Raw genomic sequence first — 16,020 nt, 5'->3', positions numbered from 1 at the left:
AATCAGCATAAAATCAGCAATTTTCCCCGCTCAGTGTAAGAGATTCTCCAAGTCGTGCGTGTCCCTATTCTCTTTTTTGATCAGGCGGATCAACAGACCCGTCGGGGATAGCGGAACCAGGGTGAACTGGATACGTTACCCCGTATTTCTTTTGCCTTGGATAGAATGCGACTGGATTCATCGCACCCCATTATTTCAGAGTCACAGGCTTTTCTTCGTTAACCGCGCAGCGGAAGCCCACATAAGCGTGGCCTTTAAAACCGAATTCCTTGGCGGTATCGGGGTCAGCCTTCGGCTTTTCATGCAACCGCTTTAAAACAACTTTTGCACTTCGAACTACTCTTTTTTCTCCTTGTTTCGGCCCCTTTGGGTTGTTCTCGGGCGAGACTTTGTAATAGTCTGGATCGAACCAGTCCAACACCCATTCCTTGGCATTGCCGCTCATGTCATATAATCCAAGAGGGTTTGGTGGGTAGGAGCCTACTTTTTTTACCCCCAGGCTCGAATTAATATTAGTTCCTTTTTGGGGCATTCCGCTATCCGTGCCGTAGGCAACATCCCTGCCTCGGCTCCGGGCTGCGTACTCCCACTGCGCCTCGGTGGGAAGGTCAAAAGAAAGGCCGGTATGTTTTCCCAACCATAGGCAATAATTACGCGCATTTTCCCATGTCATCATGTGCGCAGGATTTTTAGGGCGACGACTTTGCTTTCCTATTTTATGCTCTGCCAGAGTAGCCTTTCCTTCAGAGCGAGTATAAACATCATACTCCGAAAACGTCACCTCATATTTTCCTATCGAATAGCTGGATAGAGTGACTTTGTGAACGGGTTCGGAAGTTTGTTTTTTTAAATCAAAATCAGGACGTAGCCACGGGAGCCACATAGCATCGGGATGATCTTTATCAACATACTTATAATCAAAACTGCCTTCGTTGAAACTTTTCTTCGTTATATAAGTACCGAAGTCTCCCATCTGAAAGCCCCCCCCTTTCACGAACACTTGGTTCTTGACAGAGCCGCGCAACAACTCTTGCACATCTTCCGGTATCTCCTGGCTAATGGTTGCTTCAGTCATGCTTTCACCGGCATCTGCGCAGGCACCAAGAGGCAAGAAAATTGCGACGATCATCAATAATGAGCACTTCATACCATATCCTTTATGGTCAGGGGGTGGTTAGCCTGGGCAACGTCTGGCAGCACATCACGCCTTCTTGCCAGCATCTGGTTGGTACGGTTAAGGCGAAGCTGAGCCAGCCGCATTTCTACCTCTCTTGGACTGCTGTTCGTACGGGCTGCCACGCCACGCACGATGGTTTGCCATTCATTTTCCCCCTGGCTGTGCGTGCCAATGGCCACCAGCCCCTTGTCTACCTTATGTTGCAGTGAGTCATCACCCTTGAGCCGGGCTTGTTCGCCCAGGTTGATAAAGCTCTCCATAAGTCGGATTAGCAGTGCCGGCGGAGAATAGCGGAACCAGAAAGAGTCATTCAGAGTATCTAATATATCGTTAGCTTTAGACAAAACCTGAGACGCTTCATCCCTCCAGTTCAAAATGTTGGTGGTCATTTGTTGGTAAGCGTCTTGCACTTCCTCCACGGTGTTCTTCCCTTTCCATACCAGACAATACACCAGCGCCATCATCGCCTCTTCGGCGCTTTCTTCCATAATCATGCCCACGGTGTAGTCCGCATCACGCAGTGAGTGATAGGAGAAGGCCACGAAGGCACTGATATACTTCACATCAACGGTATATTCCAAGCCACCTTGAGCTCCAATGCCGCAGACAATACCCGCCTTGGCTCGAAGCATGAAACGCCCTTCTTCATAGCTAAGGGTAAAACCGGCGGCAGCACCTACACCTGCCTGAGCCGCAGCTTTGTAACCAGTACTCGCTAACGCTTTGAATTGATAATGCTCATCCGGATTGGCCCATTCCAGTGCGCCCTTGGCTTGGCATTCCACCTTGGCTCCAGCGAATACTTCACCGCTGAACCTACCACCGGCGTCGGCCCCCTTGAACATCAGTCCGCCGCCCCTGTGCTGGAATTCCAGTTTTCCGCAGGCCATGGCGCTGGCCCCGGCGAAGCCGGCCAGGCTCATCTCGAAGTGGGCGCGAACCTTGCCAAGCTGCACAGGTTTGCCGTCTTTGGCATCTTCGTGATCAAAGACAATATGATGGCCGTCGGCATGGGGGAAATAGCCGTTGGCAGTCACCTTGCCTTCTGCCAGCGCCAGACTGCCGGACACCTGCCCTTCAATACCGAACTGGCCTTTCTGTGGATTGAAATTGATGGCGCCGGACGCGCCGGCATAGTAGCGCATCAATTGCGCTTGGGCAGTGGCATCATAGGTGCGCAACGGGTCGTCCAGATTGTCGGTCCCTGCCTTGGCGTTTTTATTGATGCTTCGCGCCCATTCGGTAAAGGCACCGCTGGTCTCGGCTTTTCCGAGCCCCCAAGTCACCTTACCCGTCACTTGGCTCAACTGCTTTTTAACTTTCTCAAGGTCATAGTTGCCGTCTTTATCCCGTAATGCCCGGCGTTTTCGGTCGTCCGCGTCCAACTTGTAAGAACGAACATGGTTTTTCATCTTGTCTGAACGGACATAGGTATACTTCTTGCCCCGTAGGCGAACGATCTCGGTCAAGCCATCGACACTTGCACCATTGATGACGGGTTTTATTTCTTCCGCCACCTTGTCCTGGGCACTGGCAATGGCATCTTTATCTCTGCTTTGCTTGGCCTGTAGCAATGACTGCATCGGTTTAGCCAGGATTCGCTCTTCTTCGTCCAGCTGTTCCATTTCCTCAGCAGTGAGTCCGTAAAAGCATTGCTCGGCGGGGACATAACACAGCTCCACTAAATCGCCCTGTGAAACTGATTGTGCCTCTGCCTCTATCGCAACAATCGCTTCTGGCGCCTTGGGCACTTCAGGCATTGGGCTGTCCGCCTTTACGCCAGCCGGAACACTGTATTCCTTGTTACCGTTAAAAGTGACGCCACTTTTCCCCTTCAGGGTCACCGTATTGCCGAACAGGCGCACCGTGCCATTTGCTTTAATGGTGATACCGCCACCACCCTGATGCAGGGTGAGATCTCCGCTGCCATCGCCACGGATGTCGATGGCGTCGGTCGCTTGTAGGTGCAGGTTGCTGCCGACCTTGCTAGCCAGGCCTTTGCTGGCAGTAATGGCTGCGCTCCCCTGCACCCGCAGCTGGCTGTTGGCAGCGCTGTACAGTTCCAGGTTTTTGCCGGATTCCAGGGTGGCATTGGCGGTGGCGGTTAGATGGGTGTTGGTCTGGGACTGGTGGTGTATCACACCGGAATCGGTGTGGATCACAGAGCGATTCAGGACTTGCGTTGTGCTGTCGCTGCCGATTCGGATCTGGCTGTTTTTCCCGACGTCAATATTCTGATGTTGGCCTGCGCGCATCACTAATGCTCCCTGCTCACAGGCGAGAGTCACCAGCGGGCTTTCGCTGTTGGCGTTCAGGTCCAGGAGACATTGCCCATCCGGGGTGTTCAGGGTAATTGCTTGCGCCTCTTTTCTGTCATTGAGATTCAACAAATGACCGGCCGGGGTAAGGATACGATTTTCCGGCGCGTTTCGGTTACTCACCGGGCCCGGTTGGGATGCTGCTGGTGCATAGCCCAGTATCAACGGCTTGTCCGGGTCGTTGTTCAGGCAGGTCAACAGCACTTCAGCACCGTTTCTCAGCGGCCAGTCCCAACCAGTGGCTTGCCCGTCTTTGCCGGGCAAGCTGCCGTGGGGCTGTAGCTGGCGCAGGGGTGGGCTGGATTCGGTAAGAGGCTGGTCGCCATCGTCAAAATCAATGCGGGCTTTACGGCTGTCCATGCCATCCACATGACTATAGGGGCCGCCAGCTTCGACCCGTGCCGGGAAGACCAGAGGTAGCGAGATTTGAGCAGGCAACGCCGGGCGAAAGGGCTGCGCTAACGGTAGTAGTTCAGCCTCCCAGGTAAATCCATTGGGGCTGTTACCCAGGTGGTTTCTGGGAGAGGAGAACGTCAGAGCGGCACGGGTAATCAGGCAAGGGCCATGCCCTGCAACGGGCAGCCACTGGCCAACCTGCAAGTCCCCCACCGCACCGGACACCAGAATGGTATGGGACCGACATTGCTGCCTTTCCTGCTCCAGACGTGCTTGCGTCAGACTGGCATGGGCATCACCGCTACCAGACTGGAAAAAGGTTTGCCGGGTTGCCACCTTGCCTGCCGATGACTGACTTTCCCTTGTCAGGGCAGCGGCTTCCGATGGACACACTTGCTGATGAACCCGGCTGCGGTCGGGCTGCCAGCGGTAATATCGACGTGACTGGCGCAATGCGACCGTGGCATGGCCAGCCACACTGCGACTCCCGCCGGTTTCTGCAGTAACAGCCAGCTCACCCCGGTCTGCGCGGCTGGCGCCATGCTGATCGTCGGCCAGAACGATAACCTCGCCCTGCTCTGCCAAGGTGGAATAGAACCAGATGCCATCCCGGGCCAGAAGGCGTTGCAGGAACTGCAGGTCGGTTTCTCCTACCTGCGCAGTCCAGTCCATGGGCGGATAGTGTTCATGGGTGCGGTTGTCCACCGTAAGGCTATATTCCTGCAGTAACACTTCCGCCAGTTCGATGACGGTACGGCGATGAACGATGCGATAGCGGGATTGCTGTCGCAGTGCCGCAAGGCCTGAGGAGACCGTGAGCACCCACTCCTCCTGCCCATCAGGCAGGATCCGCCCCTGATCAATACGGGTCACCTTGCCAGCATAATCCCGGCTCAGGCCGTCTGCACTGGTACAGCTCCATTGCGCAGGTTTATCCAGAAAGCTGCCCGCTTCCACACCAACAGCAACCGCACAATAAAACCGGTATTCGCTGATCTGGCTGAGAGAAGAATTCGCAGTCAGGGCATAGGGTTCCAATGGCAGCCCATCAACGGTGAGGATAATTTCACCCCCGCCGAGGCCTTCATTACCGTTGCCAAACAATGACGCACCGGCCTGCTCCAGACGTTCACCGATTTCTTCTTTGACGTCATCCAGAGCGTCGTCCAGTTTGCCTTCGATATTATCCAGCCAACCCATCGCAGCCTTCCCTGATTGCTTGGTTATGCGTATTACGTCGATCCTGGGGTGGTGGGTTACGCCTGCGGCTGACCCACCCTACTTTTGTTTCGGGTGAAGGTTTTAGTTACTGCCTACCATCTGGCCATCCACCTTGATGGAGCCGCCCGAGATTTCCACATTGGGGCCGTCAATAATCAGATCCCCCCCGGGAGTGATTTCAATGGTGCCGCCGCCCTGGCTGAGGCGAATGGGCGCACTGCCTGAACCACGAATCGTGATGGCACCCTGTACATCCATGCCCAGCTTGCCGTTATCCACCACCACTGTTGCGTCACCGGACACCACGTCCATGGAGAAGTTGGCTTCGGCTTTCGCAATCAGGTCCTTGCCGGCATGCAGGGTCATATCGCCCTTGTCCGTTGCCATGCGAAGATTGTCGCCGGCCTTGAACAGCAGGTCCGAGCCGGCTTGTAGCTCCACCTCGCCTTCCTGAGTCATCAACTTGAGATGGCGGGCCACGGTCACTGTCTGATCTTCGCCAACCTGGGTATTCTGCGAGCCGCCCACTTCGGTGGTCATGTTGCCACCGGCACGCAGTGCCATATCCCCTTCCACGCTTTCCAGGGTTGCCTGATGGGCGTCTTGCCGGGCATCCAGGCTCAAACGGTTTTTTCGTTCATGGGTGAACAGTTCGATGCGTTCTTCGCCAGCCCGGTCTTCCATCAACAGTTCGTTGCCACCACGGGTGCGCAGGATATGCTGACTGGGGTTGGACGCGGTGACCGGCCCCGGCGTGGTCGGGTTACTGAGAGCCCCAAGGATAATGGGGCGATCGATATCGCCGTTGACGCAACTGAGCAACACTTCGGTACCGCCATGCAGGGGTAGGTGCATGCCACTGTCCGGGCCACCGTAGGGTTGCATCAGACGTACCGGCGGGCTGGCTTCCCCCTGCGGTGAATCACTGAGATCAAAGGGAAGGCGGATACGGTAACGGCCCTGATCGTCCAGGTAGGCATAATCGCTGCCATCCCCTTCCACCACGGCAGAAAAGCTGCCGTGAACCGGTGCCCGCTGCCAGGCCGCTGCGCTGCGCCAGGGGATGGATACCGGTACCAGGGTCAGTTCGCTTTGCAGGCCAGGACGGTCACTGTTCTGGCCGAAGGCGTGGCCCACGCGCTGGTCACCTTGAATGCTCACCGCTGACACCAGCCATTCGCCGTCGTGGCTGGGGTGGCCCGCGAGGATCAGCTTCATGCCAGGTACGAACTGGCCAGTGTCAGCCCTCGCGATCACCGTCTGCCGCTGTACATCTTCCACTTCGCAGCGAACGCGGGCCATGGCATTACCCTGCTCCGCGTCCACGGCGTTAACGCCCCAATGGCACTGGTCGCCCCGACCGCCCAGGCCTTCGGCATAGCCCTGGGGCGGGTTATCCGGCGTGTCCGGGTTATGGTCATAAACATTGAACGTACCGCTGCGCCAGCGAATCGTTCGGGTAACCTGAAACACGCGCTCACTGCCGGCTGCCTGGCCACTTTCGGCATGAAATTCCAGCATGGCGCTGCCCAGGTTTTCCTGCAGGGCCGCGCTGTCATCATGAAAGTGAAAGTGTGGGCCGCTGTCGCCATGGACTACGGCGTAAAAGGCGCCGTCACGGGCCAGCAGCCGCTCCAGAAAATCCAGGTCGCTTTCTTCATACTGCACGGTCATGGCTCGCGCAGGTTGGGGCTGGCTGAACTCGATGGTGATGTCATCGGCGTTGAAACTCGCTTCTTCCAGGACTTGTTCGATAATTTCCTGCACGGTCTTGTTGAGAAAGACCCGGTTGTGACGATTCAGGGCCAGCGGGAACAACGGCGACACCAGATGCAGGCGCAGGCGGGCACCTTCCGGGCTGGCGCTAAGCTCCTCCACCGCTTCCACCATGAAGGCAAAGTGCTGTTGTTGACCGCCGCTTCCTTCCACTCGCAGGATGGCAGATTCCCCGGGCAAGGAGCCTAGCGAAGGCTCGATACGCGTCAGCACATCCACCTGCATGCGCCCCAGGGAAGACAGCGCCAGATCCTGCGAGGCGAAACACTCCACGGCCAGGGCCTCTTCGCCCATGCCCGCCACATCAATAAAGAAACGACACTTGGGGGCGTCCATCAATTGCTGCATGGCACCACCGGCGGCCTGCTCCAGCTGCTGCATGACAGAGGCTTTCAGGCTGTCCAGGGAAACGTCCCCGTTAGCCAACCCGGACAACATATTGCCATTGAGCAAACCTCCACCATCAACGGAAGGCAGACCCGAGCCGGACAGTGCCGACTTGCCCGATGAGGGAATCCCTGCGTCACCTATCAGGTCTTTGGCTCGGTCCAGATACTTGTCGATACCCATGGAACTGTCCTTGTTGTGTTGTGGTTATCGTCAGGCGCTCAGGGATTCCGGCACCGGCTGGTCCGCGAAGACGGCCGTGATCTGCCCTTGTTCATCCAGTTCCAGGGTCAGAATATCGGGCATGTCGTCGTCGGCCATGTAGCCCAGCAGTTGCTGGGCCAGGCCCGGCATCAGTTGCTGCTCGATGACGGATTCCACCTGGCGGGCACCGCTCTCGGCCACCTGGCATTGCCGCGACAATTGCTCCATGACTTTCTGGTCCACCCGGAAGGTAATGCCGTGGGCCTGCATCAACCGCTGGGCCACCGCATCCAGGCGCATGGCCACCACCGCATTGAGCATGTCCTGATCCAGGGGACGGAAAGGAATCGCCTGCATGCGGGCGAGCAAGGCTGCGGCGAAATGGCGGCGCAGATCCGGCTCGATGGCGCTGATCAGCTGTGCATCGGTTGGTGCCTGCCAGGGGTTCTCCTCTTCACCGTCGTTATCGTTATTATCGGCTTGATCGTCCTGTGCCTGCGCCGGTTCTTCTTCCGGTGGCAACGCCAGCTGTTGCAGGGTGTCGCTGCCCAGGTTGGAGGTCATCAGAATAACGGTGTTACGGAAATCGATTTCCCGCCCTTCCCCATCGCGCAATACACCGCGATCGAATACCTGATAGAACAGGTTCATCACATCCGGGTGGGCTTTTTCCACTTCATCCAGCAGGACCACCGAGTACGGACGCTGGCGCACTGCTTCGGTAAGCACGCCGCCTTCACCGAACCCCACATACCCCGGCGGGCTGCCCTTGAGCTGGGACACGGTATGGGCTTCCTGGTATTCGCTCATGTTGATACTGACCAGGAATCGTTCACCGCCGAACAGTTCATCGGCCAGGGCGCGGGCCGTTTCGGTTTTGCCCACACCGCTGGGGCCGGCAAGCAGGAAGACACCCAGGGGGCCTTCGTTTTTCCGCAGCCCCGCCTTGGCGGCGCGCAGGGTCCGCGCCAGCATGCTCAGCCCGCCATCCTGACCCACCACCCGCTGCGACAGGCGCTGCTCCAGGTCACGCAGCACCGACACTTCATCACGCTGCATGCGCCCGAGCGGCACCCCGGTCCAGTCTGCGATAACCGACGCTACCGTGGCTGCATTCACTTCCGGGTGAATCATGGGCTCACCGGCCTGCACCGCATGCAGCGCCTCGCGCCGTTCGCGACTGCCATCCAGGGCGGCCACGGTGGCCTGTTCCTGCTGCCAGCGCTGTTCGGTGGTTTCCATTTCGGCGGCTACCTGATTCTGCTCTGCCGTCAATTGTTGGCGCAGACGTTCATCGGCAGGCAGCCCTTGAGCCAGATCCTGCTGCAGGGCGGCAAGCCGTTGTTCCAGATAACGCAGACGTTCGGCGCCCTGTGACAGACCCCGGGGCTGGCTGGCCTGACTGAGTCGCACCCGGGCAGCGGCGGTATCGAGAACATCAATGGCCTTGTCCGGCAACTGGCGACCGGTGATATAGCGTTGGGACAAGGTGACAGCGGCAGACAGAGCTTCGTCGGTCAGGTGTACGCCATGGTGGTCGGCAAACTTGTCCTTCAGGCCACTGAGCATCAGCAGAGCCCGCTCGCCATCGGGCTCATCAACGGGAACCCGCTGGAAGCGGCGATCCAGGGCCGCATCCCGTTCGAAGTAGCGCTTGTACTCCGCCCATGTGGTGGCGGCGATGGTGCGCATGCCGCCCCGGGCCAGGGCCGGCTTGAGCAGGTTGGCGGCATCGTTCTGACCAGCGTCGCCGCCGGCACCGATGAGGGTATGGGCCTCATCGATAAAGAGAATGACCGGAGTGGGTGAACGCTGGATTTCGCTGATCACCTGTTTCAGGCGACGCTCGAATTCCCCTTTGACGCTGGCCCCGGCCTGCAACTGGCCCAGATCCAGCCCCAGCAAGCGCACGTCTTTTAGTGCCTCGGGCACTTCACCGTTGATGATTTGCTGGGCCAGACCTTCCACCACCGCGGTTTTACCCACCCCGGGTTCACCCACCAGGATCGGGTTGTTCTTGCGACGGCGACAGAGAATATCGATCGCCATGCGGATTTCGTCACCCCGACCAACCACCGGATCAAGACGCCCTTCACGGGCCTCGGCGGTAAAATCCTGACAGAACTGGCCTAACGCTTCTTCACCTGCCGGGCGGGATGCGGCGCCGGCACTGCCCGGTTCGCCGGCAACATCCGTGGCACTGCGCGGCTGCTCTACGGAAGCCGCCGTCCAGGTCGTAAAGTGTTCGCGCAATTGCGTCAGTGACATGGGCTCCAACAAGGCAAAAGCGTTGTCGCCCAGGCGCGGCAGCAGTTCCAGCAAGGCATCCAGCAGGCTGATGCTGCGAATGGTGTCGCCCTGGTAATACAGGCTGGAAGCCAGCCAGGCCTGTTCCAGCCATTGCACCAGACGGGCAGAAAACACCGGTTTTTCCGGGTTGGAGGTGCGCAGCCGTGACAGGGCCTGCATCTGCGATTCGAACACCTGATCGGCGCTGATGTCGCTGTGGGCCAATGCCAGTTGCAGGTCATTGCGCAGATCACTTTCCAGCAATTTGATCAGCACATGCTCAATGCGCACTTCGTAATCGCTGCGCGCGGCAGCGAACACCGCCGCCTGTTCCAGTGCACGGGCACAGGTATCGTTGAGTTTTTCCACCAGCCGGCGGATGGTTTGACCTTGCATGTTCCCCTCCATGGATTAGTTCCCGTTACTGCGCGCCGTTTCCGGTGCCACGCGGATGACGTATTCCTGTTGCAGGCGCTCACCCAGCCAGGCAGACCAGCCCAGACGCTGTTCATCGGTGCCCAGCCCCACGCTGCGACGCCGCGAGGGACACACGCGGATTTGCAGCTCGGCCCCCACCTGCCCTTGCAGGTAGTCATCCAGTTGTTGTCTCAGGTTGTCGCCCTGGCTGTGACCGGGCAGCAATTGTTGTGCGGCCCGGGAATCCACCGGTCCCAGGCGGACGGCCACATTGCCGTTGGCCATATAAGCCTGGCCGCCGAGGATGGCGTTATCCCCCAGGGCGCAGTCATTGCGGCCCAGCACACAGCCCTCGCCGAGGGCTTGCCAGGCGGGCTGCCGATCCTGCACATCCACGTCGATGCCGGGCAGGCGATCCTGCAGCAGGATTTGCAAGCCACCGGCGCTGCGGATTTTCGTTACCGGGAAATAGCGTCTGTCCCTGTCAGCTTCACCTTGTTGATCATTGCCTCCGCCAAGCCGGCCGGAAAGCGCATCTGCACTGCCGCGGAAGGCGGCGGGTAAGCGCCCCGCCGCCGGCCGTGAAATCTGCATGGCCCGATACAACAGGGCATAAAAGCGTGGATTGAAAATATTGAGGAAGTCGCGCATGCGTGCGGCATCGTCATCCTCGGCAGTGGTCCGGTCGAGCAGGTAATGGGGCACCGGTGCATCAACGCCATACAAACCGAAAAAGCCCATCAACAAGGTCAACTGTGCTGACTGTTGCTGGCAGCCACGGATATCGGAAGCCGGAAAGACCAGATTGTCATCCGGCAACAGGCGTACCCGCTTTTCCAACCCCTGACCAAACACCGCCCCTTCCGGGTCACTGGCTTCCAGCAACTCCATGGCCTGGGCAAAATCAAATTGCTGGGGCGTTCGTAACAGCCCCTGCATTACATCGGCGCCGCGCAACCCACCTGAGGTTCCCATACAAACTCCTTCTGACTGGGTTGAGCGATAACGCGCAATTCCACGCTCTCGTTGATCGGTGCAAGCTGGCTGAGCAGGCGGTGTAGTACGCAGCCGAACAGGTAGATATCGTCCAGCGATAAAAAATCACCCTGGCTCAGCTGCACCGTTACCACCGCGCCCCGGTAGAGCATTCCCTTGAGCATCCGAGTCACCGGCGTGACACTCACCTCCTGCAGGGCCTGGCGCCGGCGCTGGTTTTCCTGCCGGTCAGTCCAGTCCAACAAACCCATCAGTGATTGCAGGCTGTTACGGTTGGCCAGCCCCACCGCAGAAAGCTGCATTAGGGCCTGTAATTGCCAACGGTAGGCGCTGCTGTCCGGGCACGGCAGGTAGCTGCAGGGGCGATTGAGGTTACGGATCGACAGGGACGACGGCACGCCCTCACCGGGCCGGGTAATCTGGTTTTCCGCCAGATAACGGCGTGGCAAATAGCCGTCACTGACTCTGACACGAGCAGACAGCGTCTGCGCCGGGATCAGGCCGGGACCAGACAGGCTGATAAACGGTTGTGGAGTGGCCAGCCCAAGATCACGACGGGTTAATCGATAACAGTATTCGCCCTGGCTGAAATCATGGGCACGATAGAACGGCTGATAATCGGTAAGCCGGGCACTGCGATGATCGCGGCCGGTCAGCGACAGGATCTCATGCAGCACCACCGTATCCGGGTATTTCTGGTCCGGCAGGAAACGGTATTCCGCCCGTTTCTGATCCACATCGAGGGGGTCCGCGTCCAGCTCGTAGAGGTTGACGGCCGGCACACAGTTAAGCTGAAAATGCTCGCGCTTGAGCTGATGCTCCGCCGGCAGCTGCAAAGGTAGTTCCACTTGCAACTGACATTCACGCCCCTTGTCCGGGAAGGTCAGCTGCGACAGACCGGCAATACGAATAAAGAAAAACCGTTCCCGCCAGGCAAAATAATCCTGTAGCAGGGAAAAACCGGGCAGCCCACGGTGGTGACCGGTATGGGACAACTCCTCCAGATACGGCATGCTGACATCAGCGGCGTCCAGTTCACCACAGGATGAGCCATCCACCGAAAAGCCCAGCTTTCCTTTCGGCCGGCTAAGGCCATGACACAACGCCAGCGCCAGGGCCGGGTCGCAGTGCAGGTAAATTTCCAGAGTAGACAGATCCAGATCCGCCAGATTACCGGCGCCAGCATGGGCCAGTGTCAGGGTCAGTTCAGTGCTGCCATTACCGGTTTCGTGGGTCTGAACGCCGCTGACCTGCAATGGCAGGATCTGTAAGTCAGCCAGCGTGGAAAAGTGACATTGCTGCCTGCCCTCCCCCACCGGAGCGGAACGGATAATGCTGCCAGCCGGCAGGCTCTTGCCACCCTGGGCATTGGCATCCGGGGCAAAGTTCATCACCGTGCGGCTGGCATAGCCACGCAACTGCCCTGGGCACAGCTGCTCAAGCAGCTGCTCACTGATAGCGTTTTCGCTGTCATCAATACGGGTGCGGATCTGTGCTGCGATAAATGCCATCCCTTCCAGCAAACGCTCCACATAGGGATCGCGGTCACGGACTTCGGCCAGGTTCAGCATCCTGGCCTGCTCGGGATGGGCTTTGGCAAAATCAGCGGCAGCCTCATGCAGCAACCGCATTTCGGATTCAAAATACTCGCGCATTGGCTGCTCCCGCCTTGATATCGGCACCCCCGTCGCTCTGGAAATAGGTACGGAAACGGGCCACGCCGCCTTCCGGTACCACACCGGTCACTTCCAACTGCACTACACAGTCCGTGGAGCTCTCCCGTCGCGCCGTTACCTGGATATGTTGCAAGCGCGGTTCGAAGCGAACGATGGTCTCGCGCACCAGGCGAGCAAGGGTGTCGATTGAATAGGGCAAGGCATCATAGAGAGACGGCAAATCCGGCAAGCCGTGTTCGGGCAGGTGCTCCAGCACGTCATAGCGGGCATTGAGCAATCGCTGTAGATGATCGTGAATGCTACGCAGGCGCGCCTCGCGACCTTCCAGCGATGCCACCGGTGTGCCATCGGCAAACCGGCCATGAATGATCTCGAACAGGGCAGCGGACATAATCCCTCGTGATGCAACAAAATGGATTGGGTGGGGGCGAACAAAATCCGCCCCCGGGCTCTTAGCGGCCTTCGGTCCAGGAGTCGGAGAACTCAATGTTGCCGTCCACATAGGTCCAGGTGATCGCTGCATAGCGCGCGGACACCTCTTCCAGATGCGGATAGCTTTCCTTGTCGATGTCCTTCACGTTGTGCATCACCGGCTTCACGGAAGTGATTTTCACGTCCTTGAGGGTGTGACGGAAATATTCCTTCTCGGTACCGGTATCGTCGATGCGGAACCAACGCAGCACCAGCTCTTTCAGGGTCTGACCGTTGCTGCAAGCCTTGTACAGATACGGTGAGGCACTGTCGAAACCCTTGGTGAAGACAAAGGGTTCATGCTTGCGGGTGCCGGTCAGGGAGCCGGTATCACCATCGGTGGGGATACGCAGCTCATGATCGAAATGCAGCACCTCGATGCTCCCTTCCCGATCTGCAATGGAAACAGACCCTTCAATCTCGCTCCCCTGATCGTCCTTGATCCACATATAGGCGGGAATCGCCATAGGAAAACCTCCTGTTCAGTTTCAGTTTTATCAAAGGCCGGCTGATGCCAGCCCCGCACACCCTCCCCCCAGGGCAACAACCTTGTTGTTACTCACGGCTCAAGGATGTGTTCCATGCAGGCAAGGAGCGTCTTTAGCTCTCTGCCTGCTAAAGTGATCAGCCGTCTTTGCCTGCCGGCAACTGGGACACCAGTGACAGGCGCACATCCACCCCTTCTATCTGGAAATGCGGCATGACGGCCATGTCCACCCGGTAGTAGCCCGGGTTTTCAGGAATGCTCTGCACTTTCACATAGCCATCCTGCAGCGGGTAATTGGCCACCAGTTCCGGGTCCGGATTGTTCATCTTGGTGACCAGGCCCTGGAGCCAGTCATTGAGTTCGTTTTCCAGTTCCTGGCGGCTTTTGCTGGCACCAATGTTTTCGCGCTGCAGAACCTTGAGGTAATGTGCCAGACGCGACACCAGGAAGATGTAAGGCAAACGCGAATTAATGCGTGAGTTAGCGGTGGCTTCTTTTGTCGTATATTCAGCCGGTCTCTGGGCGGAATTGGCTGAAAAGAAGCAGGCGTAGTCGCTGTTCTTGTAGAAGCTCAGTGGAATAAACCCTTCCTCGGCGAATTCCAGTTCCTTGGTTTCGGAAATCAGGATTTCCGTAGGAATCTTGGCTTGAGTGCCACGGCCCACGTCGTAATGATGCAGCGGCAGGTTTTCCAGCTTGCCGCCCGCTTCCGGGCCACGGATGTTTACCGTCCAGCCGTACTGTTTGAAACTGCGCGCCATGTTGGATGCGAAAGCGAAAGTGGCATTGCCCCACAGGTATTTCTCGTGGTCTTCGCCGGCCACGCTTTCCTGGTAGTTGAACTGGCGCACCGGATTACTTTCCCCATAGGGAAGACGCAGCAGGAAACGCGGCATTACCAAGCCCACATAACGGGAATCTTCGCTTTCCCGGAAACTGCGCCAGCGGGTGTACTCGGCTTTTTCCAGGTAGCTGCCGATATCCTGGATCTTCGGCACTTCCTCAATGGCATCCTTGCCGAAGAACTTGCTGCCGGCACTGCCCAGGAAGGGACAATGTGACGCGGCGGCCACCCGGGAGATTTCCGTGAGCAGGGAAATATCCGGTGCGGAACAGTCGAACTCGAAGTTGGAAATCACCGCGGACATGGGTTCACCGCCCGGGGTGTCGTATTCCTGGATGTAGAGATGATTGAACAGCCCGGACTGGGTCACATCCGGCACATCCTCGAAATCCTCGGCCAGGTCTTCCTTGCTGGAATCCAGCAACTCCACGCGGATGTTGGCCTTGGGATCGGCCCGGTCCACCAGGAACTTCAGGGAGGTCCAGGCAGATTCCACTTTCTGGAATTCCGGGTGGTGCATGACCGCATCCAGTTGCGTGCTGATGGCGCTGTCGATGCGGGCGATGTACTGGTCCAGCAGGGTCTTGTCGATACGATCGAATTTGTCGCTGCGGCTGGCCAGGTCGAGAAAGACCTGTAGCGCCGCCGTCAATCGCTGCTCCAGCGGCACTTCTGCCAGGTTCTCGCTGTGGTGAAAGGTCTGCAGGGTCAGTGGCTGCCCCACCGGATCGATATCCACCATGCTGCACAGGCGCTCGTAGATGCTGCCTTCTTCCTTGCTTTCCACCTCGGTGGTGGCCTGTTGTGTCTGTTGTGTACTCATGCGATCTCTCCTTGCTGCACTGCACTTATTCGCCGCTGCTTTCGCCATCCAGTGGCACCAGGGATTCCAGCTGGCCCATCAGGGATTCCAGCTCGGGCTGATTTTTGACGATGCGCTCCAGCTCGCGGCGGAATTTGCTGTTATCCAGCAGGTTGGATTTCAGATCCTTGAGCAGGCTGCGCATGGCCAGCATGTCGTTGAGCTGCGGGATGCTCTGGGCCACCGCTTCCGGTTTGAATGACTTGAAGCTGTCGAACGCCAGGTCCACTTCTATTTCGGAACCGTCTTCACGGAGCTGGTTCTCCACCGTGTATTTCACCCGGGGAGCCATGTCCTTGAGCACATCATCGATATTGTTGCGATCAATACGTACCCGTTCGCGCTCGGCCAGCCGTCCTTCCGCCTGACCATTGCTGTAGTCCCCCATGACCAGGAGTTTCAGCGGCAGTTCGAGTTTCTTCTTGGCGCCACCGGTTTCCAGATCCAGGGTGATATTGACCCGTGCCCGCGGCACTTCATTCTGAAAGCTTTTAGACAT

General features: G+C 58.0%; 10 protein-coding genes. All 10 read right to left on the bottom strand.

Going from position 1 to position 16,020, the window contains the following annotated elements; translation table 11 throughout:
* Positions 1-190: 190 nt before the first annotated feature.
* The 10 genes from Q0Y02_RS12635 to tssB all read right to left on the bottom strand — a co-directional run bounded on the left by Q0Y02_RS12635 (position 191) and on the right by tssB (position 16,020).
* Positions 191-1,147, bottom strand: a complete 957-nt coding sequence (locus tag Q0Y02_RS12635; protein WP_297768943.1) for an SUMF1/EgtB/PvdO family nonheme iron enzyme — start codon at positions 1,145-1,147, stop codon at positions 191-193.
* The gene (locus Q0Y02_RS12630; RefSeq protein WP_297768940.1) at positions 1,144-5,091 is read right to left on the bottom strand and encodes a contractile injection system protein, VgrG/Pvc8 family; all 3,948 of its coding nucleotides are present in this window, start codon (positions 5,089-5,091) and stop codon (positions 1,144-1,146) included. The genes Q0Y02_RS12635 and Q0Y02_RS12630 overlap by 4 nt, the downstream gene beginning before the upstream one ends.
* Before the next feature lie 102 nt (positions 5,092-5,193).
* On the bottom strand, positions 5,194-7,458 hold the full coding sequence (gene tssI, locus Q0Y02_RS12625; RefSeq protein WP_297768937.1) for a type VI secretion system tip protein TssI/VgrG: 2,265 nt from the start codon (positions 7,456-7,458) through the stop codon (positions 5,194-5,196).
* 30 nt (positions 7,459-7,488) lie between these two features.
* Complete coding sequence (tssH, locus tag Q0Y02_RS12620) at positions 7,489-10,164, bottom strand: type VI secretion system ATPase TssH (protein ID WP_297768934.1); 2,676 nt, start codon at positions 10,162-10,164, stop codon at positions 7,489-7,491.
* A gap of 15 nt (positions 10,165-10,179) precedes the next feature.
* Positions 10,180-11,160: a type VI secretion system baseplate subunit TssG gene (gene tssG / locus Q0Y02_RS12615; protein ID WP_297768931.1), complete on the bottom strand. Its 981-nt coding sequence runs from the start codon at positions 11,158-11,160 to the stop codon at positions 10,180-10,182.
* Positions 11,124-12,836: a type VI secretion system baseplate subunit TssF gene (tssF, locus tag Q0Y02_RS12610; protein ID WP_297768928.1), complete on the bottom strand. Its 1,713-nt coding sequence runs from the start codon at positions 12,834-12,836 to the stop codon at positions 11,124-11,126. Before tssF ends, tssG begins: the two co-directional genes overlap by 37 nt.
* The gene (gene tssE / locus Q0Y02_RS12605) at positions 12,820-13,248 is read right to left on the bottom strand and encodes a type VI secretion system baseplate subunit TssE (RefSeq protein WP_290510959.1); all 429 of its coding nucleotides are present in this window, start codon (positions 13,246-13,248) and stop codon (positions 12,820-12,822) included. Before tssE ends, tssF begins: the two co-directional genes overlap by 17 nt.
* A gap of 61 nt (positions 13,249-13,309) precedes the next feature.
* Positions 13,310-13,795 (bottom strand): Hcp family type VI secretion system effector, encoded by a 486-nt coding sequence (locus Q0Y02_RS12600; RefSeq protein WP_290510958.1) that lies wholly within the window; start codon positions 13,793-13,795, stop codon positions 13,310-13,312.
* A gap of 157 nt (positions 13,796-13,952) precedes the next feature.
* Positions 13,953-15,482, bottom strand: coding sequence for a type VI secretion system contractile sheath large subunit (gene tssC / locus Q0Y02_RS12595; protein WP_297768924.1), 1,530 nt, complete (start codon positions 15,480-15,482; stop codon positions 13,953-13,955).
* A 25-nt stretch (positions 15,483-15,507) separates the two neighbouring features.
* Entirely contained in the window at positions 15,508-16,020 is a 513-nt protein-coding gene (gene tssB / locus Q0Y02_RS12590) for a type VI secretion system contractile sheath small subunit (RefSeq protein ID WP_290538841.1), read from the bottom strand.

Source organism: uncultured Alcanivorax sp. (assembly GCF_947258575.1).
Classification (GTDB): domain Bacteria; phylum Pseudomonadota; class Gammaproteobacteria; order Pseudomonadales; family Alcanivoracaceae; genus Alcanivorax.
The sequence above is the reverse complement of the archived record's forward strand: the minus strand, read 5'-3'. Positions and strand labels throughout refer to the sequence as shown.

What these genes read in the sequence shown, in the direction of transcription:
- Q0Y02_RS12635 (WP_297768943.1), bottom strand. Translation starts at nt 1,147, where the DNA reads ATGAAGTGCTCATTATTGATGATCGTCGCAATTTTCTTGCCTCTTGGT.
- Q0Y02_RS12630 (WP_297768940.1), bottom strand. Translation starts at nt 5,091, where the DNA reads ATGGGTTGGCTGGATAATATCGAAGGCAAACTGGACGACGCTCTGGAT.
- tssI (WP_297768937.1), bottom strand. Translation starts at nt 7,458, where the DNA reads ATGGGTATCGACAAGTATCTGGACCGAGCCAAAGACCTGATAGGTGAC.
- tssH (WP_297768934.1), bottom strand. Translation starts at nt 10,164, where the DNA reads ATGCAAGGTCAAACCATCCGCCGGCTGGTGGAAAAACTCAACGATACC.
- tssG (WP_297768931.1), bottom strand. Translation starts at nt 11,160, where the DNA reads ATGGGAACCTCAGGTGGGTTGCGCGGCGCCGATGTAATGCAGGGGCTG.
- tssF (WP_297768928.1), bottom strand. Translation starts at nt 12,836, where the DNA reads ATGCGCGAGTATTTTGAATCCGAAATGCGGTTGCTGCATGAGGCTGCC.
- tssE (WP_290510959.1), bottom strand. Translation starts at nt 13,248, where the DNA reads ATGTCCGCTGCCCTGTTCGAGATCATTCATGGCCGGTTTGCCGATGGC.
- Q0Y02_RS12600 (WP_290510958.1), bottom strand. Translation starts at nt 13,795, where the DNA reads ATGGCGATTCCCGCCTATATGTGGATCAAGGACGATCAGGGGAGCGAG.
- tssC (WP_297768924.1), bottom strand. Translation starts at nt 15,482, where the DNA reads ATGAGTACACAACAGACACAACAGGCCACCACCGAGGTGGAAAGCAAG.
- tssB (WP_290538841.1), bottom strand. Translation starts at nt 16,020, where the DNA reads ATGTCTAAAAGCTTTCAGAATGAAGTGCCGCGGGCACGGGTCAATATC.